This window comes from Clostridium sp. C105KSO13 (assembly GCF_001517425.1).
Classification (GTDB): domain Bacteria; phylum Bacillota; class Clostridia; order Lachnospirales; family Lachnospiraceae; genus Muricomes.
Window position 1 is genome coordinate 55,594 of record NZ_FBWL01000164.1, and the last position, 23,556, is coordinate 79,149.

The window sequence follows — 23,556 nt, forward strand, 5'->3', positions numbered from 1 at the left end:
CTCCTTTACAAATCTACTGATACCTGTCCATATGCTTCTATGCTAAATGATGCCGGACCATTATCCGTTTCTACAACCGTATGCTGTTCACTGTCACTGTTATTTATAACGACAAGTTTCTTGGCTGCAGGATAATAAGCGCATTCAGTATTCGCATTATCGGTGATGTATTTCCTGTCTTCATTTTTTGTACCAAACAAAATCAAATTTAACAGCAGTCTGGTATTTTCCAATGAGTATGAAAATCCACTTAAATAAATTCCGCGTCCTGTCCCGAAATCATTCACTGCCAGTTTTGGAGAACCCTCTTCTTCCAAAATTACTTTTGCCCTCCCGTCTGTCAGCGAAACATCTGCATGTTTAGGGATTGTACAGCCTTTGGGCAGTAAATTCTGTATTTCTGTTTTTGTAAACTCCCATTTACCATGGCATACTCTTGAAGGAATGTTTTCATCCACTCCAAGAACCTCTGCCATCCGGAAATATTTATCAAACCCTTCCACTGCTGAAGGTTCCTCAATACCAATAAAAGCACCGCCTTCAAAAACCCACTGATTTAATCTGGTAATAACTTCCGCATTTTTCCACGAGTCTCCGCCGCTCCATGCCGTTCCCGCCTTACCAGCATTAATTATAACATCATATTGATTCAGGCAGCCTTCCTTAATATCTTCAAAATTAATAAAGTCTACATCCAGAGGAAGACCTGCTAATGCTTCGATAACATGAATCAGATCATGCATATATGTTTCATGAAAATGTCCTGACAGAGTCCATGATCGTAATTTTCCCCATTCATGAAGTACAGCAACCCTGGGCTTTAAGATATATGGCTTTCCACATTTGTGATACTCCTGCATTCTGCGGAATTCATCTGAAATTTGCTCAATATAGTCCTGAAAATCCGGATAATCTTCTGTTAAATGAAGGTACCCTCCCAAACCGATTCTCTGAATTGGAGCACGAAGCAGAGCTCGTCTTACACTGTTCCAATATTTTTTTGCATCTGTGGTAGGGTCTCCGCCTTCCATAAACGTAGGCATTCCACCCAGTCCGACAGGGAACAGGTACGGATGAAGCCTTAATTCATGGATAGGCACATCTGCACCGGCACACAAACGTGCTTCATACCCAGAAAATACACATTTAATTAACCCATCAAATCCAAACTGGCTGAATGTTTCTTTATATGGTTCAAGACCTACCCAGCTGTCGTCATAAAATACATAAGCCTTTTTATTGTAGTGATGTGTAATATCAATCAGCTTCTTTGCAAATCCGATAACGAACTTATTGATAAAATTCATCCAATCTCTTTTTTGAGATGTGGGAGGCATATGAGATACATGAAGTTTACCTTGATTAATAAAATCTTCAGCGGTAAGCGCATACCCATATTCCTCCTCAAATTCTTTCAATGCCAGAGGGCTGACTGTGAAATCATAAGCCCCCCAATCCGAGTAAAGGTTACGGTTACGGTCATTACTTCCCCATAACCACACAAAATTATAGAAAAGAGAAGTAAAACGAACTACTGTTGTATGGGGATGCTCTTTGCACCACTTTTCCATCCAGTTCAGCATGAACTGCTGTACCTCAGGATATCTTGGCTCAATCTGCAGCAAATGCTCTTTATCCCAGTTATTGGTCACATGATTGTACATGGAAATTTCTTCCCATATGCGATACCCCAGAAAACTAACAGTATATGTATGGAATGGTACTGTGCTGATGATTGTTACTGTTTTGGTTTCTTCATCATATTCCCACGCGTCTGTAGATAATAAAGTATCTGTAGTACGATCAAATACCTGCCAGTAGGCCATTGCTTCATTAGAACTATTCACTTCGAACTGTTCCTCAAAATAATCTTTCATCACTGCGATATTTAGCTTGTCAGCTTCTGCCATGACCGGTCTGGTCATAAGAAACGTCTGCTGCAGCTTATCCATATTTTTTTTTGCCCATTCATTATGATCTCTAATAATACATATGGTACTATAAATACCATACCCGGCATCTAGAATTTCAGGCGATAGCTCTGTTCCATCACTGTCACGAATGACATCTGCCCCCCACTTTTCTGCCATTTTTAATGTCAACTGTTCGTATCCTGCTTCACCCGGCAGAGTAAAGCCACCTTTTAATTCACTCATCGTTTTCCTCCGCTTGTATTAAACTAATTTATCTTCACATTTATTTTCTTGCACAGATCCGTTCGATTCTTGCCAACTCTTCTTCTGTAAAATTGGTATAATCTGCAACAGAAATATTTTCAAGAATCTGCTCCGGCTTTGACGCACCGATTAAAACAGAACACACCTCATCATCTTTGAGTACCCAGGAAAGTGCCATTTGCGCCAGTGTCTGCCCTCTTTGTACTGCGATTTCATTAAGCTCTGCTATCTGTCCAAGCCTCTCTTTTGTCAGATCACTTGCATGCAGAAATCTATGGTCTGTGGCCACACGGCTGTCAGAGGGTATACCATGCAGATATTTGTCTGTAAGCAATCCCTGTGCCAAAGGACTGAAGGCAATAATACCAACACCTGCCTCTTTACAGTAATCTTTAACACCGTCCTCCTCTATTGTTCTGTCGAACATAGAATATCTTCTCTGATTAACCACAAAAGGGCACCTCATTTCCTTAAGTAGTTTTACTGCTTCTTCGGTGTATTCCTTATCGTAGTTAGAAACACCCGCATAAAGCGCCTTACCACTTTTTACGATATCCGCAAGGGCCTGCATACTTTCTTCCAATGGTGTTTCTATATCCATTCTGTGATGGTAAAAAATATCCACATACTCCAGATTCATTCTATTCAAACTCTGGTCAATACTGGCCATTAAATACTTTCGGCTCCCTCCGTCACCATAAGGTCCGTCCCACATGTCATATCCTGCTTTTGTTGTAATCACCAGTTCATCTCTGTAAGGACGAAAATCTTCCAGAAATATTTTTCCCATATTTGATTCTGCACTACCATATACCGGTCCATAATTATTTGCAAGATCAAATTGTGTGATTCCTGCATCAAATGCGGTTCTGCACATTGCCTTCATGTTGTCATAATTATCCTTGGTACCAAAGTTATGCCAGAATCCAAGAGATACAGCCGGAAATCTCAAGCCGCTCTTTCCCACTCTGTTGTAGACCATTTTTTCGTATCTGTCCTTTGATGCTGCGTAAACATTTGGAATATCTGCCATTTTTTATTTCTCCTTCATTGGTAGTGTGATGATAACACGTGTCCCCTCACCTACGTTGCTTTGTACCATAAAACCATATTCTTCGCCGCATATTTCCTTAATTCTTCGATAAACATTGGCTATTCCAATCTTTCTCATTCCACCCCGGTTTTCCTGATGGCCATTCAGCAGTTCAGCCGCTGCTTCTTTTGACATGCCTACTCCGCTGTCTTCCACCACAATCTGTAGATTTTTCTCCTGCTGTGTAACAATAATGCTAAGAAGTCCACGTCCATCCATTGACGCTATACCATGAAAAATTGCATTTTCCACAATGGGCTGCAGGATGACCTTAGGAACCATACAATGCAGCAACCTGTCCGGACATTCTATTTTTTCATCAAACTTGTCCATATACCGGTATTTCTGAAGCACAAGATAATTCTCTACATTTTTCAGTTCTTCCTCCAAGGATATATACACTGCATTTTCCACCCGCAAGGTCCCTTGAAGCAAAGAGATAAATGCATTTGTAAACTCAATAATTTCTGAGTCTCCCTTGATTTTAGCCATATAAACTATAGAATTGAGGGTATTGTAAATAAAATGTGGGTTAATCTGTAAGAGAAGCTGATCCACCTGACTTCTTCGGATTGCTTTTTCATGTTCAAGCGACATTTTTGTATAATGCTGCACGTCCTGCACCATTTTATTGAAAACATTAGCCAGAACCTCAATCTCATCCCCTGTTCTTACATCCACCGACACATCAAAATTTCCTTTTCCAAACTGTGCGGCCGCCTCACTTAAGCGATTAATGGGATGTACGACTTTTTTTATACTTGTAGAAAGTATCCCAACAATCAGCACCATTAAAATAACAAAAATAAAAATCAGAAATACCTCAACAACGATGATCTTTTTCTGCATTAAATGACTTGAAATTTCAGTCACCATAATCCACCCCTGATTCATTCCTTTAGATACCAGATAGATATTGCCATATTTATCTGTAATTTTTCCATCCATATTATCCTTTAGGGTCTCATAATCCAAACCAATTCTTCCATTTTGTATAACAGATGTTCCCTCATCATCGTAGACTGCATACCCTTCTAGAAGTGACATATCCCGTGTAGCCAAATTTTCTAAATATGAATAATCCAGACTGATAATCAGATTCCCCAATTTTTGCTCATAATTTTCAACTGAGTAATAGGTCAGTATATAACTGATTACCTTCCTTGTACGTCCGTTCTGGGTTGGCGCCGACATATGCACATTCGTATATCCTTTTGTTTTTCCGTCTGCTTTAAATTCAGCATACCATTCTTCCTTTTCCGGATAAAATTTATCTCTGGACTGCATACTGCTGTAAGTACGTTTCGTATTGGTGTAAATCATAATCTCCTGAATATAGTCCATAACATAGGTATAGGTACGCAAAGCATTTTTTGCTGAAGTCTGGGAAACATAATTGTTAGCCACTGCCTGCTCGGGTACATTTATATCATTCTGCACGACCGTGCTTACCGCAATCTGCTTTGCAATGTTCTCTACAGTAGATTGTGTCATAGATATAGATGCAATTGCCTGATCCATTTGTGCTCTCTGGCTTTTGATTTCCCTATCCTTATAACTCTTATGATAATAACCAATAATAATAAACAGCATGACCATAAATATAACAGTTATGGTAAGTAAAACGGGTATTGTAAGTTTTTTTTGCAGTTTCACTGTGATTCTCCTCTGAATCCTCTGCCTAATCCTGTTTATCCACCTTCTCATGATTTACTTTTCTCAAATACTCTCTTGGAGACATCCCTTCCTTTTTTTTAAATACATAACTAAAATACTGAGCAGAAGTAAATCCGATTTGTTTCCATATCTCATCAATACTTTTCATTCCTTCTTCCATACATTTTTTTGCACGGTCTAACCTAAAATCGGTAAGATAGTTTACCACATTGTCATCCATCTCCTTCTTGAAGCATCTCCTAAGATGACCTTCAGAAATTCCTGCAGCCTTAGCAATATCTGCCACCGATATATCCTTCATAAAATTCTGATAAATATACTCCTGGGCAAGAATGACATGACGGGAATACTGTTTCTCTCTTCGTTTATGCATTTCAGCTAAAAGATTATCCTGGTTCCTCGATAAATCAGCTCTCAGCATTTTTATATCTGTATAGTAATCCGACATTTTAAATAGGTCTGGATTAAGTTTGTTTTTTCTAACCTGAGCGGACAAAAAATGGCATAACTCGTGCATACCATCGGAAAATTCCCAAACATCTCTATTTCTGCTCATTTCATTCATAAGTCTGTCAAGCAGCAACTTTGATTCTTTTTCATCTTCCTCTGCAATTCGTTCTTTCCAAATAGAAAACGTTTTATTTATTTCAACATTTTCATCAGACAATCCGCTATTAGACAACTTACCTTCAGTATATATTTTCTCCTGATCCGCATATAAATACTTCATTTTTTTACGAAGGCTGTAATAAGTATCCGGAAGCATATCAAATTTCATCACTGGAGATGATATAAGACAGATATAATCTTCCATATTTTTTAAATACTTATTCATAATATACTCTGCTGTTTCCCTGCATTTCCACTCTACATTCGGTATTTCTTTCTGGGTAAAAAAAATACCACAGTATTCATTACTAAAAAGTTCCACAAACGCACGTAATAAAAGCTCATCATCCTGGAATCCATTCTCCATGGCATAACAGTCTACATATGCTTCTCTTTTGTTCTCTGAATGCCGCAAAACGATTTGAGGACGCTGAGCAATATAGAACAAAACATATCGTTGAAACGGCTTGTCCTGATACGCCCATTCACGCATGCTTCCAAGAGTGTCCTCACGGAAAAAATCACGAATATTTGTCTCCAGTATTTTGTGATGTTCCCGCCTCTCTTTTTCCAGATCTGCTGCATTTTTCCGCATCACTTCTTCCAATTGCTCCTCGGATAATTCGTTTTTCAGAAAATAATGTGTTATCCCTAGACTTATTCCTCTCTGGGCATAAGCAAAGTCTCGATAAGCTGTCAGCATAAAAATTTTTTGTGAAGGATTCTGCCTCAATACTTCCTCTGACATCTGCAAGCCATCCATAACAGGCATACTAATATCTACAAAAACAAAATCCGGATGCAGCTTTGCTATCTCCGGAATTGCTTTAACACCATTTTGTGCAGTACCTATGACTTGAATATCCAGAGAAGTTCCCTGCAGAATTGTCTCCAGATACTGAATTGCCATAGGTTCATCATCTACTATATATACTGTCAATTTCACAATAAGATCCTGTCCTTTCTTTTATGCCTTGGCAGTACCTTTTCGCTTTGAGCAGCTGCTGTTCAAAAAGCTCCATTACCCTTTTACTGCACCAGCTGTCAGTCCTCTAATGAAATTCTTGGAACCAATAATAAAAAGTATTAAAAGAGGTATTGTTGCCAATGTAAGACCAGCAAGCTGAGCACCGTAATCTGTTCTATAGGCACTGGCCAAACTTTTGATAAAAATAGGAATGGTATAATTAGCAGGCTTATTAATAAACACTAAAGGTATCATATAATTGTTCCATGACCAGAGGAAAATAAGCAGGCACAAGGTAAGCAGCCCCGGCTTAATACATGGCAAAACTATGGAACGAAAAATCTTTATTTCTCCTGCACCGTCAATTCTCGCACTTTCCACCAATTCTATAGGAAGAGAACCCTGAATGAAGGAAATCATCCAGTAAGCTCCAAATCCATTTGCAAACCATGTGAAAATCATTGGCCATAGTGTGGTATTAAGACCAATATTTCTCATTTCAATCATGTATCCGATAATCCCGATCTGTGTTGGTACCATCATCGTCATCATGATGAAAACATTCAGTGCTTTTTTTAAACGGAAGTTATATACGTTCATACCGTATCCTACCATTGCACATATTATAACAGATACTGCCATAGAAACCAAAGAGATAAATAAACTGTTTCCATAAGCACCCACGAAATTGGATGCTAATATTGTCTTAACATTTTCCATCATATAATTAGATGGAAATATCGGTGTTCCCTGAAAAATTGATTCACTCTTATAGGTTGACATTGAAAACATAAACCAGAACGGAACCAAGGAGATGAACGATATTATAACAAGAACTATACCTGTTAAAATACCTTTTACTTTTTTAGACATTTATTTTTCCTCCTTTCCATTCATAAATTTCAAACCAAGCAATGAAACAATTACAATAATAACAAACAGAACAGAAGATAAGGCTGAAGCATATCCAAGTCTCGGATTTGCACCAAATGCCTGATTATAGAAGTTCCATACCATAGTCAGACAGCTCTGTCCGGGACCTCCGACCGTAGATGAAGATTGATTTGAGAACAAAAGGTTTGGCTCATCAAACAACTGGAATGCATAAATAGCACTTGTTATAACAAGGAAAATAGTTACAGGCTTTAACAGCGGAATCGTGATCCTCATAAAAGTCTGCACCCTGCTTGCTCCGTCAATTCTCGCTGCCTCATAGACATCTTCTGATATTGATGTAATACCAGCCAGATACATAGCCATATAATATCCCGTACATTTCCAAATAATCATGAAGGCAATTACAAACGGTGCCCATGTGGGACTTCCGGTAAAGTTAATTGCTTCTCCTCCAAGAGCAACAATAAGTTTGTTTAAAAATCCAATATGCTTTTCAAAAATAAATGTAAAAATCATCCCGATTGCAACAGGTGTTGTAATATAAGGTAAAAAGTTTACAGTCTGCAAGACATTTTTAAACTTTGTCAAATCACTGATCATTGCTGCGAACAGTAATCCTAAAAGTATTGCTATAGGAAATCCGATAACACCAATTTTTACTGTATTCCAGAGAGATGCCCAGAAAGTGGTATCTTTTGTAAAGATGTCAATATAGTTCTGTAATCCGATAAATGTTTTTTCACTATATCCATTCCAGTCAAGTACACTCATATAGAAAGAGTATAAAATAGGAAATAGATTGAACATGAGAAAACTAACACAAAACGGCGCCAGAAAAAGCGTTGGCCAAGTGCTTTTATATTTATTATGTATTCCTTTATTCATAAAATGCTCCTTTATAAAGAATGAAGGAACAGCAAGCCATTCCTTCATACAAATGATTAAATATTACAATTATTTAATCGTAACACTGTCATCTGTTACAAGCTGTTCAATCTGATCTTTACCAATACTGATTGCCTGATCCAGTGTCATTGACTTATCATCCATTAACTGCTGAGCCACATCATTACGTACATTAACAATTGAGTTGTCCCATGCAGATGATGGTACGCTTGCCATATTGGGAGCAATATCCTGATAGAATACTTTTCCGATATCTTCTCCTCCAAAGAATTCAACATCTTTATCGCTCATTTTAACCCATTCTGAATCTTCCATGAGTTCTTTGTATGGTGTAACATAACCGGTCTCATCTCTTGCAACTGTTGCTCCGTCTCCCTGAACAGCCCATTCAATGAAATCATATGCTGCCTTTTTCTGCTCATCAGTAGAATCTTTTGTGATACCAAGTGATGCTCCACCGTGGTTGTAATCAACAGGTGCATGCATCAGACCCCAGTTTCCTGATCCATCTGGGTCATTTCCTTCTATGTAATAGGAAAGGCTCCAGTTCGGGCAGGGATAAAAAATATGTGAATCATCTGCATATGTTGCATTTGCTTCAGGTGTACCATTCTGGTATGTATCTACTGCATTTGCATCACGCAATTTTACAAGCGTTGACATAACATCTGTCATTTTATCTGTATATTCCAAAGTAGCATCGTTCATATTCTGAACATCACTTGCAAAATACAACCATTCTGCAACTGCCTGTCCTGAATGGAATAAATGTACTTCTCCATTTGACTTGTCATAGACTTCCTGTCCCTTTTCAGCATATGCATCATAACTGTTGAATATCTTAAACAGTTCATCCGGATCATCAGTTCCAAAATACTCTTTTGCAAGATCTCTCTTGTAAGCAATACCAGCTGGATTGATGGATTCCTGTGCTCCGATTACTGCTCCGTCATCTGTTACCGCTTTCTCCGCAAGACTCTCAACGAACTTGCTGTTGTCAAAGCCATATTGAGTCAAATCTTCACAGATATCAAGGTCTTTCCAGTTCTCTACCAGGGTGTTGTCCATTGCAATAATGGTAGGAAGTTCCGATCCTGATGCCAATGCCTGCTGAGCCTTTGTCAGCATATCGCCCCATTCTACTGCCGTCGGCTCAAATTTTACGTTTGGGTGTTCTTTTTCATAAGCTTTAAATAATGGCTCATAATAGTTTGAATCCCATCCCCAGTAAGAAATTGTAACCTCTCCATCAGCACTTTTTTCAGAATCTTTGGAAGAACTGCTGTCGCTTTTTGCTCCGCATCCTGCTGCCAGGGTTGCAACCATTGCTGTTGCCAATAGTACACTAATGATTTTCTTTTTCATTTTATTCCCTCCTGTTTTTGTTATATTCATTCTAGCATTGCATATTCCGGATTGAGCAAATCAATTCCAATCATATTTTAAGAATTTCGAACATCTCTATCTGACTCTTATTTTCCGTTCAGCAGAACTTCACTATTTGTCCCATAAAAGATATCGTTATGTCCGCTTATCATACGAAGAAACTTTTCCAGATGTGTCCATCCATCTGCTATATCCAATTCAAAACTATGTCCCCAGACATACAATACTAAATCCTGCTCACCTTTACTTTCCAGAAATTGCTTTCCCATCTCAAAAAGTCGATTTTTGTTCATGGTATGGTAAACATTGGGCTTTAGCTCAAAGAGGTTTTTTTGCCTGAAAAAAGAATCTGTATTAATCGTAGTTCTTGCATATTCTACCTTTGTATATTTTTTTATTACCTGTGCAACATGAGTATTATAATTTATGCCCCCACCCGGATATGCAAGACCTTTGACTTGACGCCCTATTATATCCTGTAGATTTTGCCGGTCTTGTTCCACCTGCCTTATGATTTCCTGATCTGAAATCAGATTAAGATTAGGATGAGTTAACGTATGAGCTGCCACTTCATGATTTTCATATACATACCTGACATCTTCTTTATTTAATCGATCTGCACGAATATAAGTTCCTTTGCGTACATCATCACCCTCTACGCCAAACAAATTTGAATTCAAATTAAATGTAGCTCTGATTCCATACTTGTCCATTAGTTTAATCAGCCTGATATCCTGCCTTACGCCGTCATCGTAACTAAATGTAACTGCTTTTTTCTTTCCCTCAAACATAATCTATACCTCCCAGTATACCTCTTCACGTTTTTCCATTCTTGAATAGCCAATACTCATAATGATTACTATTATAGAAATTGCTGCCGGTATATAGATAAAATTTGACTGAATGGCCAGAAGTGCTCCTGCTTCCGCCTTAGTATCAGCCGCATATCCCCCCGCTTTTAATACTGCCGGAGCTGCATAACCCGCCATGGCTACTCCCATCTTCATAAGAAAAGTCATTACAGAGGTCATCAGTCCCTGAGGGCGCTTGTTACTTTGTTTTTCTGTACGATCAATCAGTTGTGAAAGCATAACAAATATCATTCCCGTAGCTATGCTCCATCCCAGACTGGTAAAGAAAGCAAACACAATAACTACTGCAGTGTTTTTCCCTGCTGCTACAGTTCCGCCCAAAGACAAAAGGACAATAAAATGACCCGCAGTCAAAATATTTCTCACTTTAATTTTCTTTGCAAAAGCAGGAAGTATAAACGCACAAAAAATACAGGTCAGAGGCGTCATTGTAAGTAATATAGTATTAAGGTACTCTTTTTCAAGATAGTACTTGGTATAGTAAAAGGTCCCTTGGTTATGGATAATCATGTATAGCATACCAAGACATTGGATTCCAATGAACATAAGCCAGCTTTTATTTCCTGCCGCCGCCATAGCGGAATCTTTCCAATTATTTACAGTATTACTTATTTCACATATCCGTTCTTTCGTGTATCGAATGCAAATCATCATACTAAGTAAAAAGAAAACTGCGTAGAACCCCGCAGTTTTTAGATACCCACTGTTATCATCCGTGCCCATTATTCCAAGTATTGAGAAGGTCAGCAGGGTAACAAAAACCGCCCCTGCATTCCCTCCAAAATTCTTGTAAATATTAAATGAGATTCTTTCTTCTGCTTTATCTGTGACCACAGAAAGCATCGTGGAATATGGCACATTGAGAAATGCGTAAAAGCAGCTGAATAAGATATAGCTGATACATCCGTAAATCAACTTTTGTGTTTCGGAAAAGTCCGGCATATAAAATAACATGCACATCAATAGCATCATTGGTACAATTCCTGCTAAAAGAAAAGGTCTGCACCTTCCCATCTTTGTTTGTACCTTATCTACCATAACACCTGCCCAAATACTGGTCAATGCGTCCGCTGCGCGCCCAAGAAGCAAAATCACTCCGGCTGTACTAAGACTAATTTTGGCGCCATCTGTATAATAGTACAAAAGATAAGAGGAAACCAGCGTAAATGTTCCATTTAACGCAAAGTCACCAAGCCCAAAACTCACCCTTTCCCCTGTTGATATACTGTACTCCTGTTTATTTTTTTTCTCCCTGAAGCTTTTCTTTATCCTCATTTCCATTCATCTCTCCATCTGTTTGAACAGATATTATTCTTTTCAGTTCATCTTCATCTATCATCTGACTTACCTTTTCTTCATTTTGTTCAAGGTAATCCAGCAAACTGTAAAGCAGGCCCCGGCATTCTGGATACTTCTGATTTTCAAGTAAGCCCATTGAACTAATCATGACCCGGCCTTTTCCCAATGATGCTTCAAACAAAAGTCCCATATGTTTCATCCTGCTGTAACTATCAGGCACGGTAACAATTGGCATTATTTGTGAAGGCAGTATCATTGGTCTTTTTGATGCCATAGACCACCATTGGTAATTGCTGTGTATTTCTGTAGGAAACTCGGCCAGAGCTGGGTGTTCTTTTTCAATCACCATCCCCATTCCACCTTCCTGCATGGGGAATGTTCCCACTGACCAAAAGTCTGTGGTAAATTGCCCGCCAATAGACTCCGGAAAATTTTCCTTTGTCGGAGAAGGTTCCAGAAATACTGTCTTTCCTTTTTTTATTTCTTGAATCAGCGCTTCAGTCAATACTGTATTTACCATTTCGGAAGGAGCAACTTCTTTTTTCTTTGCATAGCTCCATATTGGATAGCTGTTCTTATACTCTCCTGCATATAGTTCAAGATTCATTCTTAATGCTGTTTCTGTCTGGGGAACAGTCACTTCGATCACTCCGCCAGAAATTACTTCTCCACAAAGGTAATCAGATTCCTCAAATTCGCCAGAAGCTATAATTTTATCATTTTCTGTCAGCTTCCACCCTGCTTTTAGCTTCAGGTTTTTCTTTCCATAATTGGCAAGACAGAATTGTGCAGACAGTTTTTCCTCGCTCCAGTATGTAAACTTGTCCAGATAAAGCAGCGGAACCACATCATTGAAAAATTCACGGAAGCGCTCAGGCTTAGCAAAATTAAAAGACTTAGGTTCAAGATGGCAATTAAGCATTCCAACCAGAGCGGTACCCTGTCCCGGAAAATCCTGAAGTCCCAAAAGAGAAAGACCACTCATCCCACCCGTTCTAAGTGCTGCCTCCGTTTCTTCCTTGTAGCAAAGTAACGACAGTTCCCCTGTGGCTTCCACATATTTTTTCCATACAGGCAATATCCCTTCCTGCTCTGCCTTTTTCTTGATTAACTCAAAGTTTACTGCACGGGTAACCCCCTTAAATTCCGGTATTTCGTCAAAATCAGGTAGTATTTCATACTGTCCCACTTCAAATGCAAAGACAGGCTTTCCTTTACCGCACACTTTATTTACTGTTTCATCATAATTATGCTTTGTGGATGGATATTCGTGATTTAGATGCCCAATCATGGGTGAACTGGTGGCACGGAGCATTTCTTCAAAATATGCCATAGAGGTATAAAAATCACTTTCGTCATCTGTTCCCAACTCGCCATAATGATAATTAGATGACTTTGCATACATTCTGGTAGAATCCAATTCCCTTGCCAAATCTAGAAGTTCGGCTACATAAATATCTCCTTCTTCCGTATTTTGCAGTTCATTTCCAAAAGTAAGCATAAGAAAAGACGGATGGTTGGCCAGATTTTTTAATACAGATTCCAGTTCATGGCGGTAATATTTTCTTGCATCTTCATCCCCGAAAGCATCCTTAAAATTCCACTGAGACAACTCCGGCTGCATCATCATTCCCATCTTATCCGCTGCGTCAAAAGCCGCTTCGGGAGGGCACCATGAATGAAAGCGCATACAGTTTACCCCGTAAGATTCGTAAACTTCAAGTACTTTTGTCCAGGCTTCTTCGGTTACCGGCGGATGCCCCTCTTCAGGAAATACACAGCAATTTGCTTCTCCCCGAAGGAAGAATTTTCTCCCGTTAATTACCAGACGCTGACTCTCCTCTTTCCCGAAAGTCCTGATACCAAAATAGATGATACGTTCATCAATATTTTCTGTAACCTTTTCATTTTGCATCAAAATGGATACGGTGACCTGGTATTGATTTCCTTCTCCTTCATCCCACCTTTTGACTGATTGGTCATACGGAATACCGATAACCCGGCATGCCATTCTATTTTTTTCTGTTTCATCTAAATCCTTCTTCCACTCTGTTGATTCAAGAACTGTTTTATCTTCTGAAAAAGCCGGCGATTCAATGGTGAGGAGAAGATTTTTGTTGGATTTTTCGTTAATACCATCTACCTCTATACATACGTCAGCTCCGATTTCATTTGGATATACACTAATGGAAGAAATAAAAACTTCATTTTCTTCATAAATATAAAAGTCGCCCAAGATACCATTCCAGTTTGTCTGTGTTTCATCCGTAGCAGCAGAAGAACCAATAATGGATTTTCTGGGCCATTTTGTATATACATTGTCTACAGTAAAAACATATTCTGCCTCTCTGCCCGCAAACCGTGTCACCTCAAAAAGAAAAGGAGTGCTTAAGCTTCCTGCTTCATAAGGTATCTGCTCTTCTCCGTTAATTTTTAAGGACAATTCCCGAGTTCTTTCTACTTTCAGGAATAATCTTTTTCCCTGCGAGCATTCAGATACATAAATTTTTCTGGAGTATGATACCTGTCCTTCATATGTATGGACTCTGGTCAGTCTTGTTGCCAGATTTTTCTCGTCCTTAACCCCTATTTTGTTGGTGTCTAGAGTTCCCGGCAGCATTACAGTAAAATTTCCCAGATTATCTGCATAACCATTCCATTGCCCGCCTAAATCTATTACTTTTTTCATTTCATCCTCCAGTCTTATAAAAAAGCGGATTTGCCACCTGCCCATCCGCTTTTTATCATCATTTAATTTTCGTCTTTCATGTATTTTTTAAAAATATAATTAAAGATTATGGTACAGAAATATCCAAGTCCGGAAAATCCTAACACCCCCATAATTGGGAGCAGATACCAGAATGCTTTTGGTCTCATATAAATAATAAATAGTGGCAGCACCTCTAAAACAAGTATAGACACCGTTAACGGCAAATATCCCACTGCCATCCAAAAAGCATTTTTCAAGGTATTCCATATGGTATTCTCAAATCTGCTTAACAACGAAAACACATAGGAAAGTACACTTAAATACAAAATGCCTAAAAATAGAAATATCACTTTCAGCGTACTGCCTAAAATACCTCCCATTGCATGGGACAGGAGGATATCAAAATAAAATACACATCCGATAGCTGCCATAATGACCCAGATTATGGTAGATTGTTTGAAATTCTCCCTAAAGGCCTGAATAAACCCTCTTGCCGCATATCCAGATTCATTTCTTACCAATTTCAATAACATGTTGTACAGAGCTGTTACTGATGCACCTACGGTAAATACCGGAAGGCAACAGATCAGAAACAGGATGTTCAAAATCATCAGATCACCCAGTTTACTGATGAATCGGTAAAAAACACTATCCATACTAAAAATGTTCATGTTTCCCCTCCTCCTTATCTGAGATATGCCAAAGCAGCTTCTTCATCAGCCTCAAAGTGACCAAAATGTGTTTGCTTCTGATAGCCCTGAGGCAAAGGTGCCGGCTGAATAAAACCTGATTTCATCTCATATACTTTGCCAGACTTACTGCTGCCTGCAATTCCATGAAGAATTTCAAGAGAATGATAAGCCATTTCCTTAGAAGCTCTTGGTTCTCTTCCCTGACGTATTGCCCATGCCAGATCTGCCGCTCCAACACCTCTTGAATTATCCGAAAAACCATAGTTGGAAGGAAAATTTATCATTTCCTGTTGCCCTCTCTGCAGAACCCTTACATTTCCTCCAAAAGCATCAGGATCGGACAGATACATTATCCCCTGTGTGCCGTAAATGGCCAATTCTGGATAAGGATTCATAATTGACTCAGAATTAAATAATACGGTTCCCACTGCTCCGTTACTATACTCAATATTCCCCGCCATCTGATTTTCACATTTCATTTCATACGTATTGCAGTAATCCTCCTTGGAAGGAAGAAAATGCGTCCTTTTCGGATTCCTTGTCTTCATCATACCTGACACATGTCGAGCCGGCCCGAGAATAAAATTCAGTACGCTGATGTAATAGATACCAACATCAAAACCTATGCCTCCGCCTGCTTCAGCCAAATAGGGGATAAATTCCGCTCCCACTCGATTGTCTCTGTTCAGCACTGCAGTAAACCCGGTAGGTTCCCCTATAATGCCGCTATCCAGAATAAATCTTGCTGTCTGTGCGGCACTTCCCAAAAAGGTATCCGGTGCTGCTCCAAGATACAACTGTTTTCTTTTTGCTGTCTGAATCAAATCTTCTGCCTGATCTAATTCCAGCGCAAGCACTTTTTCTGTATACACATGTTTTTCGCTCTCCAGTAACTCTTTTGTTACTGCATAATGGGCGGTGGGTGTAGTTAAGTTGATCACCAGTTCAATGGAATCATCCGCCATGATTTCCTCTATTGTCATTGCCTTGATACCATACTGTGCAGCTTTTTGTTCTACTTTTTCCATACTCCGGCTGCTGCACCCCGCCAGTTCTATAATAGAAAACATACTGCGGAGATTTTTCAAATAAATATCACTGATCATACCACAGCCAACTACTGCTGTTTTTACTTTTTTCAACATTAACATCCTCCTGAAAATTCTGCCGCTTTCACATTATCTTTTATTTTCAGCATAACAGGAATGACTGTGGTATTCAGTTGTAAGATACAGTCAATTGTTTCAAAATTCGAACATTTCTATTTTTAGCACATTTTCAGGTAAATTCTGCAATTCTGGTGATTATAATCAATGTTAAGTGCCTGCTCAAATAATCGCTTAGCCTCTTCCTTATTTCCAAATCCAAGTTCTGAGAGACCCATCAGATAATAGCAGTGGGCTTGATTTTTGGCATCCATATCATCTTCAAAAATCAGAAAGTCAGGGAGTGATACGGCAAAGAAATCATTTTTCATCTTATCACGAAGATGTCTTTCTCCATAATCCATCAGCTTATTAAAGCATGCACATGCCTCCTGATGATTTCCCAGCTTCTGATTAGCCAATCCTTTATACAAGATCATATCGGCCGGCTGATCATTATAGTACATTACTCCTGCTGGTTCATTGTCTCCGGTTTCTGCTTTTTTATATTCTGTCTCAATGTCCTTTTCCTCAAGTGCTTCTTTTACCACACCAAGATAATAATGGATGTGGTTATCTTTCGTTCCTTCTAATCTTCCTTCACCCAGGTTCAGTGGATATTCAAGAGCCTTCTCAAGTAAATCCTTTGCTTTTGCATAATCTTTATCGCTGATTTTTTGTTTTGCCATCTCAAGAAGCGCTACTTTGTACTGACCTGAGATACGCCCCTCTGCACCTTCCCACGGGCGGAATGTATGAGACATGATTGTCTCGTAAGCTTTTTCATGCATTCCCGCAAGATTAAATAATGTCACGTATTCCAGCATAACATCATCACGCTCTGTCAAAATATCGAGATGTTGATCATAATTAGCCAGTCTTATTTCAAATGGTGTCCCAAGCTTTTTATACAGCTGGTCAAGCTCCTGGAATATTCTTGCATCTGTTTTGTCTAAAGCAAATGCTTTCTCAAGTTCTGCTTTGGCTTTTAGCGGTTCATTTTCTTTATTAAAATACGCCAGTGCAAGATTCCGGTGTACGGTAGGATAATTGTCATCTAATGCAGCTGACTTCTCCCACAATTCCACTGCTTTTTTAAATGTAAGTTTATCGTAGAAAAGATTTCCAAGATAATAATATGACTTAGCCCCTTTGGGATTTTTTTTGCCTGCATCTTCAAGAATTGCAATATCTTCAAGTTTATTTGGGAAACAGCAGTCTGGTTTTAAAGTATCAGCTTTTTTATATTCCTGTATACTTTCTTCTGTTTTGTTTTCCTTGCCCAGATAATAGGCCTTATAGTAAGAAAGAAGTGGATATTCTAAACTGCACTGCTCTAATATGGTCTCTGCTTCTGCATAGAGTCCAGACTCTGCATAATCTCTCGCAGCCTGCAGATAATTTTCCGGGAAATTACGCATAAGACGATTCATCAGCAAAAGTTTTTCCGGGTCTTTGTCTTCTAAAATAAACTGCTCATATCTGGAAACGTAGTCAAACTTATCAAGTTCAAGATTTTCTTCACACCAGCTCTTCGCCTCTTGAATTCTGCCAAGCTTTCTTAGAAGAACAGTTTTCAAGCCTCTTGCCTTAATATTGTGTACATTCTTGACCAGTCCTTTTTCAACAAGCTCCAGTGCCTCTTGATAATTCCCTTCTTCTGACTTAATTGCTCCCAGATAATAAAAGGACATTTCCTGCTGCTCACTACTCCATGTAGCCTTGTAAAATGCATCATAAGCCTCTTCTTTACGATTCTGATAGAACAGTGCCAGACCAAGATCATAATAACTTTCGCTGTTATAAGGGTTCGGACTTCTCCATGTCAGCCGCTTAACTGCTTTTCGGAAATGATCTTCAGCTCCTTTAAAGTCACCTCTTCTAAAGAGAAGCATTCCATATGCATTATTGATACGAATATCCTCTGGATCACGCTTCAGTCCTTCGAGATAATATGGATCAGGCAGGTAAGTTGCATGTCTGTGCTGTTCAATATGCTGAGCCGTCAACAACAATTCTTCATTTGTCTTAATTTCTTGTGGATCCTTTGCCGCTTCTGCAGGTTCTGCCAGTTCAGGAATCTTTACCTCCTCCGGCTGATATTCAACAAGTATTTTGCCGCCTGCACGGACAGATACTTTGATTTCTTCCGGCTTATCTGTTCCTTGTGAGACAGACTGCTTATACACCTTAGTCGGTGAGATTACTGCAGTGTCACGGAAAATTTCCTGTCCTGCTTTTGTCACAATTATCTCTGCATCTGTATATTCTTCTGTTGCATAAACAATGAGAGTAATACCCTCTTCAGTGATTTCTGCATTTAATGCTCCATGAATTGTTGCATTTTTTACTGTGCCAACATTTTTGTATGGCATAAAATACTGTTTAAACGTTTTTTCCTCAAATGGCTTCAGCCAGGTAAAGTCCGGCTGATTTTCAGTATAAATGCCGGTCATCAGTTCAATATAAGGGCCATCTTCATCGGTCAGATTGCGGTCCCATGCGTGGCCAAAATCATCACATCCCCATGTCCACTGCTTCTTTCCCGGAGAGAAGTGGTGATCTGCCACATGTAAAAGCCCGGCTTCTTTTTGATAGTCGTATCCACCTACAAAATCATATTTAGACGTTTCAGCCATATAGGATGTAGGAACAGGTATGTTTTTATACCGGGATATATCTACACCTTCGCTGTAATCATGTTTGTAATATTCACCCTTGGCGATTGGAAATCTGGATACAGCTCTTTTACCATGATCATATACATTGTGTACATCCGGAGGAAAAACAGATTGTGTATGGTCATTAACTGCAACTGCAGGATTCGCCCACCACAAAAATGTCTGAGGCATTGCTGTACGGTTGTAAAGCTGTCCCCGGATCTCTATATACGCTTTCCCCGGATACAGTGTGAACCCTGCGATTCCCTTTGTTCCATACATCTGATCAACATCATTGACCAGAAGCGTTTTGCTTCCATCTTCATTTTCCTGAAGTAAATAATCCACCGGCATAAATGTAGTCGGTCTGTGATGCTGGGGCCAGTTAAATTCTATTCCCCCTGAAATCCAAGGTCCGGCAAGCCCTACAAGTGCCGGCTTAATTACATGATTATAATATACAAAATCATAGTCGTTTGTTTTATCATAAGCTCTCTGTATACGACCTCCGAGTTCCGGCAGAATCATAATTTTGATATATTCATTTTCAAGATATACTGCACGATACACCTTGTCTTTCTTTTCATGACTGATTTTTTCAGTAGTAGGATAAGGATATACCTTTCCTGAACTTCCCTGATATACACGTTTCTCAAGGAACATTGGATTTTTATCAGGTTCACCCACTTCATAAGTCGGGATCGCCACTTCTTCTTCCCAGATTCTTGCTTCTTTCATATTGGCATCTCCTTTTATAATTTGCTTTTTCAAAATTGATTATAATCCATAAAAAATGTTTTATCATTACTGTATTTTGCTTATTCATTTATAAAAATTGCTATTTTTATTTGTGATAGTTGAGGGCAAGTGTTATACTGTATAAAATGATCTTAAAGGAGTCTTTTTATGCTAACATTAGAACCTCACGTATCAGGTGATTCCGATTACTATGTCTATACTCCAAGCGCACTTGCACGTACTTTGTTTTTCTATCCGGTCTGTACAGGCTATTTTACTTATGAACCCGGATATTTTCTTAAACGGGACAGCTATGACAGCTTTCTGGTAATGCTGGTTACCAAAGGGGAGTGTACCGTCACTTTAAATGAAGTTCAGATTGAAGCAGGACCTGGTGATGTTGTTTTTCTGGACTGTTATGCACCACATCAGTATGAAAGCAGGACTGGATACGAATCCTACTGGCTTCATTTTGACGGGCAGTTATGCAGAAACTATTACCAGTATATAGCAGAGCATTTTGGCAATGTGCTGACGCCAAGAAAAGCGCCTGCGGTAAAACACGCTCTCAAAAGTATTTACAGCATGTTTCAGACAAATACCAGAATACTAGAAGCAGACATTTCCCGGTATATTACAGATATACTAACGGAACTTATGCTTTCCGGGACAGAAAAAGAGACAGCGCCAAAAGCTCAGCTGTCTCTTTCAAAAGCTATTTCTTATATTAATGAACATTTTGCGGAACCAATTACTTTAGATCGTCTCGCTGCTCTTGCAGTTCTAAGTCCTTATTACTTTACCCGCCTCTTTGCAAAAGAAACAGGTATGACTCCTCATCAGTATCTGATTACCATGCGGGTGAACTCTGCAAAATTTTTACTAAAAACAACCTCACTTCCAATTAAGGAAATTGGATTCTCCTGCGGCTTTACCAGTGAAAGCATCTTCTGCACCACCTTCCGCAAACGTGAAGGAATAACGCCCAGTGAGTATCGTTTTTCTTATTCAATGGACGAGACATAACACTCTCCTGCTGTGAACTGTCAGTCTTTTTACCGGAACTGCACATTATCTTCCGTAGAAAATAACGAAGAATCTCCTGACGGTCTATTTCTAGCCCAAGGAATACCACTTTACCATCTGTTATGGCATCCGCCCCAGTTATATTATACCGTCCGTCTGCCACATCTAAGCAGATCGTCACCTGCTGATATATTGGGCTGTTTTTTTAACTTACAAAATCTGTTGCTCCATATCAAAAGCAAATTCCCTGCTTGATTATGTCAGCAATCTTTTGCAAGATATTAGCATGTCGGTTGATACTGCAGACAAAGTTATCATTAGTAAGGTAATTCATATCCTTAACAAACATAAAAACAACAGTGTAAAATATTTTTTTGGAGGTACTTATCATATACTTTGTCGGTATCGGACCATTATCAACAGCTGCAATCTACTCCGAATACGGTAATTTATCTAAATTCACTTTACCGTCATAGATGCTTTCTTGTGCTGGTTTAGAGCCTGGTTATTATCAGTCCAGCATCTTCGAACATGGCGGTGCGGTATATGGAAAAACGGAGTTCTTCACATTTACACGCCACAGCTGTAGGATTGAATAAAAAGACGCTTAAAGCTGCTGGAAAGCAAAAAGGCCAGGATCACGAATCCGTACTCATCAACCAGAAGTCCCACGCCGATTACTATCCCGAAGCCATCCCCATTACCTTAAAGCTGATTTTCGTCCGTGACGGCACCATATATGGTGCACAGATCTTCGGGCAGGACAAAGTGAATAAGCGGATCGATACCATAGCCGTCACAATGCGGGTGAAGGGCACCGTCAATGATTTGGCAGAATTAGAGTTTGCCTATATGCCTCCCCATTCCTCTGCAAAAGATCCGGTAAACATGCTCGGCTTCGTTGCACAGAACGTACTACTCATCATCCCCTACTGTTCCATAGGTGTCCGTTCCTATAACGCAGACCGCATACTTATGCAAAATGGACCTTTCATTATCGCCAACGGGGCCGCCGCTATGGAGCGCCCGGTCACAATGTTTTTACCTTCTGGGGACTGAATGCACTTCGAAAGGAATCGCCGGGGTGACTTTCTATCTCTGAAATGCAGAGGAAGCAAATGTAAATCTTTTTGTATAAAATCGGCATATAAATCACATAAGATTGAAAGCCCATGCAGACGACGGGCTTTCTAGCCAAAGCCTGCCAGCCATATGGGTTTTTATACTATTTTGTCAGCACCGACTTTACTGCAGCCTTCCAGCCCTCGCATTTTTCTTTTCTCAGTGCTTTCTTCATTCGTGGTTCATATTTTGTCCGGTTCATGTTTTCGAATATCGTTTCATCCCATATCCCAAGTGCCAGCCCGGCCGCATATGCTGAGCCGATACCGGAAAGTTCCTCAGAGTCCGGTACCTGTACGATAGCGTCCGCGATATCACTTTGAAACTGCATCAAATATTTATTTCTGGTAGGGCCTCCGTCCACGCGGAGTTCTCCCACTTTCACTCCCGCATCCTGACTCATAGCTCTGACAATATCAGTAATCTGGTAAGCAATACACTCCACGCCTGCTCTCACTATTTCCGCTCTTTTGGTAGTCCGGGTCATCCCCACAATAGAAGCTGTGGCACGGCTGTTCCAATAAGGGGCTCCCAGCCCTGAAAACGCCGGAACCAGATAGAGGCAATCATCCTGAATTGCTTCCTGGGCCAAAGCTTCTGTCTCGCCGGGAGAACGAATCAGTTTCAAATCCTCTTTAAGCCATGTGATAACCGCCCCTGTATAATTTAGGTTTCCCTCCAGTACATAATTAACCTTTCCTCCCATCCCCCATGCCAGAGAGGTCACCACCCCATGAGTGCTTAAAACTGGCGTCTCACCAATATTCATCATTATAGAGGAACCAGTACCGTAGGTTCCCTTTGTCATTCCCGGCTTAAGGCAGCCCTGTCCGAACAGGGAACCGTGGGAATCTCCAAGGACCCCGTGAATGGGAACCGAATGAGGCAGTATACCCTCAAAGTCCGTTTCCCCAAAATTGGAATCCGAATCACAGACTTCCGCCATATTCTTAGGTTCAACCCCAAACAGACTGCATATCTCCTTATCCCATTTCAAATCAAAAATATTAAAAAGCTGTGTTCTGGAGGCATTGGAATAATCAGTCTTGTAATGTTTTCCTCCAGTCAGTTTAAACACCAGCCAGCTATCTATAGTTCCATGGCAGATTCTCCCTCTGTCGGCCTTTTCTTTCGCTCCATTCACATTTTCCAAAATCCACGCAATTTTGGACGCAGGAAAATAAGGAGACAGATTCAGTCCCGTCCTACGGCGGATATTTTCAGCCTCGCCAAGCTTTTCTACCCGTTCACAAATGTCCGCCGCTCTGGCACACTGCCATACAATGGCACTTCCTAGAGGCTTCCCCGTTGCCCGGTCCCAGGCCAGGGAAGTTTCACGCTGATTGCTGATACTAGCACTTACAACCTTCGTCTTATCAATTTCTTCCGTGAGCCTGTTCACCACATTGATAACATTTGTATAAATCTCGCTAGGATCATGGGATACCCATCCTTGTGCATTAATAAACTGTTTATGTGGTCTGTCTGTGCGTTTAATCAAACTCCCCTTCTCATCAAATAACAGTGCCTTTGTTCCCTGGGTACTTTGGTCAATGCTGATAATATACTGTTCCGCCATC

16 protein-coding genes are annotated in these 23,556 nt (G+C 39.8%); 2 read left to right on the forward strand and 14 right to left on the reverse strand.

The features are described from left to right. Window positions 1-5 precede the first annotated feature (5 nt). The 13 genes from gnpA to BN3456_RS08520 form a co-directional block, all read right to left on the reverse strand. A complete protein-coding gene (gnpA, locus tag BN3456_RS08460) occupies window positions 6-2,156 on the reverse strand; it encodes a 1,3-beta-galactosyl-N-acetylhexosamine phosphorylase (RefSeq protein ID WP_089983703.1) in 2,151 nt (716 codons plus the stop codon). 40 nt (window positions 2,157-2,196) lie between these two features. Continuing rightward, window positions 2,197-3,210: an aldo/keto reductase gene (locus BN3456_RS08465; protein ID WP_089983704.1), complete on the reverse strand. Its 1,014-nt coding sequence runs from the start codon at window positions 3,208-3,210 to the stop codon at window positions 2,197-2,199. A gap of 3 nt (window positions 3,211-3,213) precedes the next feature. Continuing rightward, complete coding sequence (locus tag BN3456_RS08470) at window positions 3,214-4,926, reverse strand: sensor histidine kinase (RefSeq protein WP_176699148.1); 1,713 nt, start codon at window positions 4,924-4,926, stop codon at window positions 3,214-3,216. Window positions 4,927-4,951: 25 nt separating this feature from the next. Continuing rightward, window positions 4,952-6,502 (reverse strand): response regulator transcription factor, encoded by a 1,551-nt coding sequence (locus BN3456_RS08475; RefSeq protein ID WP_089983706.1) that lies wholly within the window; start codon window positions 6,500-6,502, stop codon window positions 4,952-4,954. Window positions 6,503-6,577: 75 nt separating this feature from the next. Further along, window positions 6,578-7,396: a carbohydrate ABC transporter permease gene (locus BN3456_RS08480; protein WP_089983707.1), complete on the reverse strand. Its 819-nt coding sequence runs from the start codon at window positions 7,394-7,396 to the stop codon at window positions 6,578-6,580. After that, the gene (locus BN3456_RS08485; RefSeq protein WP_089983708.1) at window positions 7,397-8,305 is read right to left on the reverse strand and encodes a carbohydrate ABC transporter permease; all 909 of its coding nucleotides are present in this window, start codon (window positions 8,303-8,305) and stop codon (window positions 7,397-7,399) included. It abuts the gene before it with no gap. Window positions 8,306-8,374: 69 nt separating this feature from the next. After that, entirely contained in the window at window positions 8,375-9,691 is a 1,317-nt protein-coding gene (locus BN3456_RS08490) for an ABC transporter substrate-binding protein (protein ID WP_176699149.1), read from the reverse strand. 107 nt (window positions 9,692-9,798) lie between these two features. Next, window positions 9,799-10,503, reverse strand: a complete 705-nt coding sequence (locus BN3456_RS08495; RefSeq protein WP_089983710.1) for a polysaccharide deacetylase family protein — start codon at window positions 10,501-10,503, stop codon at window positions 9,799-9,801. Window positions 10,504-10,506: 3 nt separating this feature from the next. Next, the gene (locus BN3456_RS08500) at window positions 10,507-11,865 is read right to left on the reverse strand and encodes an MFS transporter (RefSeq protein WP_089983711.1); all 1,359 of its coding nucleotides are present in this window, start codon (window positions 11,863-11,865) and stop codon (window positions 10,507-10,509) included. Further along, window positions 11,822-14,572, reverse strand: a complete 2,751-nt coding sequence (locus BN3456_RS08505; RefSeq protein WP_089983712.1) for a glycoside hydrolase family 2 TIM barrel-domain containing protein — start codon at window positions 14,570-14,572, stop codon at window positions 11,822-11,824. Before BN3456_RS08505 ends, BN3456_RS08500 begins: the two co-directional genes overlap by 44 nt. A gap of 62 nt (window positions 14,573-14,634) precedes the next feature. Next, a complete protein-coding gene (locus BN3456_RS08510; protein ID WP_089983713.1) occupies window positions 14,635-15,264 on the reverse strand; it encodes a YesL family protein in 630 nt (209 codons plus the stop codon). A gap of 14 nt (window positions 15,265-15,278) precedes the next feature. Next, a complete protein-coding gene (locus BN3456_RS08515; RefSeq protein ID WP_176699150.1) occupies window positions 15,279-16,430 on the reverse strand; it encodes a Gfo/Idh/MocA family protein in 1,152 nt (383 codons plus the stop codon). Window positions 16,431-16,552: 122 nt separating this feature from the next. Further along, window positions 16,553-19,828, reverse strand: coding sequence for a DUF5107 domain-containing protein (locus tag BN3456_RS08520; protein ID WP_089983715.1), 3,276 nt, complete (start codon window positions 19,826-19,828; stop codon window positions 16,553-16,555). Between the two features lie 168 nt (window positions 19,829-19,996). Between BN3456_RS08520 and BN3456_RS08525 the strand changes: the two genes are divergently transcribed. Together BN3456_RS08525 and BN3456_RS08530 are read left to right on the forward strand one after the other, a co-directional pair. After that, window positions 19,997-20,854 carry an AraC family transcriptional regulator gene (locus BN3456_RS08525; protein ID WP_089983716.1) on the forward strand — a complete coding sequence of 286 codons (858 nt, stop codon included), beginning with the start codon at window positions 19,997-19,999 and terminating at the stop codon, window positions 20,852-20,854. A 546-nt stretch (window positions 20,855-21,400) separates the two neighbouring features. Continuing rightward, window positions 21,401-21,913: a hypothetical protein gene (locus tag BN3456_RS08530; protein WP_347458030.1), complete on the forward strand. Its 513-nt coding sequence runs from the start codon at window positions 21,401-21,403 to the stop codon at window positions 21,911-21,913. A 166-nt stretch (window positions 21,914-22,079) separates the two neighbouring features. On the opposite strand, the gene BN3456_RS08535 is transcribed toward BN3456_RS08530, so the two are convergent. Further along, window positions 22,080-23,555, reverse strand: coding sequence for an FGGY-family carbohydrate kinase (locus BN3456_RS08535; protein WP_089983718.1), 1,476 nt, complete (start codon window positions 23,553-23,555; stop codon window positions 22,080-22,082). Between the last annotated feature and the right edge of the window lies 1 nt (window position 23,556).

Bases quoted from the DNA above. Each gene is read 5' to 3' on its own strand.
- BN3456_RS08530 (WP_347458030.1), top strand. From the start codon at position 21,401: ATGGAAAAACGGAGTTCTTCACATTTACACGCCACAGCTGTAGGATTG.
- BN3456_RS08515 (WP_176699150.1), bottom strand. From the start codon at position 16,430: ATGTTGAAAAAAGTAAAAACAGCAGTAGTTGGCTGTGGTATGATCAGT.
- BN3456_RS08520 (WP_089983715.1), bottom strand. From the start codon at position 19,828: ATGAAAGAAGCAAGAATCTGGGAAGAAGAAGTGGCGATCCCGACTTAT.
- BN3456_RS08480 (WP_089983707.1), bottom strand. From the start codon at position 7,396: ATGTCTAAAAAAGTAAAAGGTATTTTAACAGGTATAGTTCTTGTTATA.
- BN3456_RS08495 (WP_089983710.1), bottom strand. From the start codon at position 10,503: ATGTTTGAGGGAAAGAAAAAAGCAGTTACATTTAGTTACGATGACGGC.
- BN3456_RS08510 (WP_089983713.1), bottom strand. From the start codon at position 15,264: ATGAACATTTTTAGTATGGATAGTGTTTTTTACCGATTCATCAGTAAA.
- BN3456_RS08505 (WP_089983712.1), bottom strand. From the start codon at position 14,572: ATGAAAAAAGTAATAGATTTAGGCGGGCAATGGAATGGTTATGCAGAT.
- BN3456_RS08490 (WP_176699149.1), bottom strand. From the start codon at position 9,691: ATGAAAAAGAAAATCATTAGTGTACTATTGGCAACAGCAATGGTTGCA.
- BN3456_RS08465 (WP_089983704.1), bottom strand. From the start codon at position 3,210: ATGGCAGATATTCCAAATGTTTACGCAGCATCAAAGGACAGATACGAA.
- BN3456_RS08525 (WP_089983716.1), top strand. From the start codon at position 19,997: ATGCTAACATTAGAACCTCACGTATCAGGTGATTCCGATTACTATGTC.
- gnpA (WP_089983703.1), bottom strand. From the start codon at position 2,156: ATGAGTGAATTAAAAGGTGGCTTTACTCTGCCGGGTGAAGCAGGATAC.
- BN3456_RS08500 (WP_089983711.1), bottom strand. From the start codon at position 11,865: ATGGAAATGAGGATAAAGAAAAGCTTCAGGGAGAAAAAAAATAAACAG.
- BN3456_RS08535 (WP_089983718.1), bottom strand. From the start codon at position 23,555: ATGGCGGAACAGTATATTATCAGCATTGACCAAAGTACCCAGGGAACA.
- BN3456_RS08485 (WP_089983708.1), bottom strand. From the start codon at position 8,305: ATGAATAAAGGAATACATAATAAATATAAAAGCACTTGGCCAACGCTT.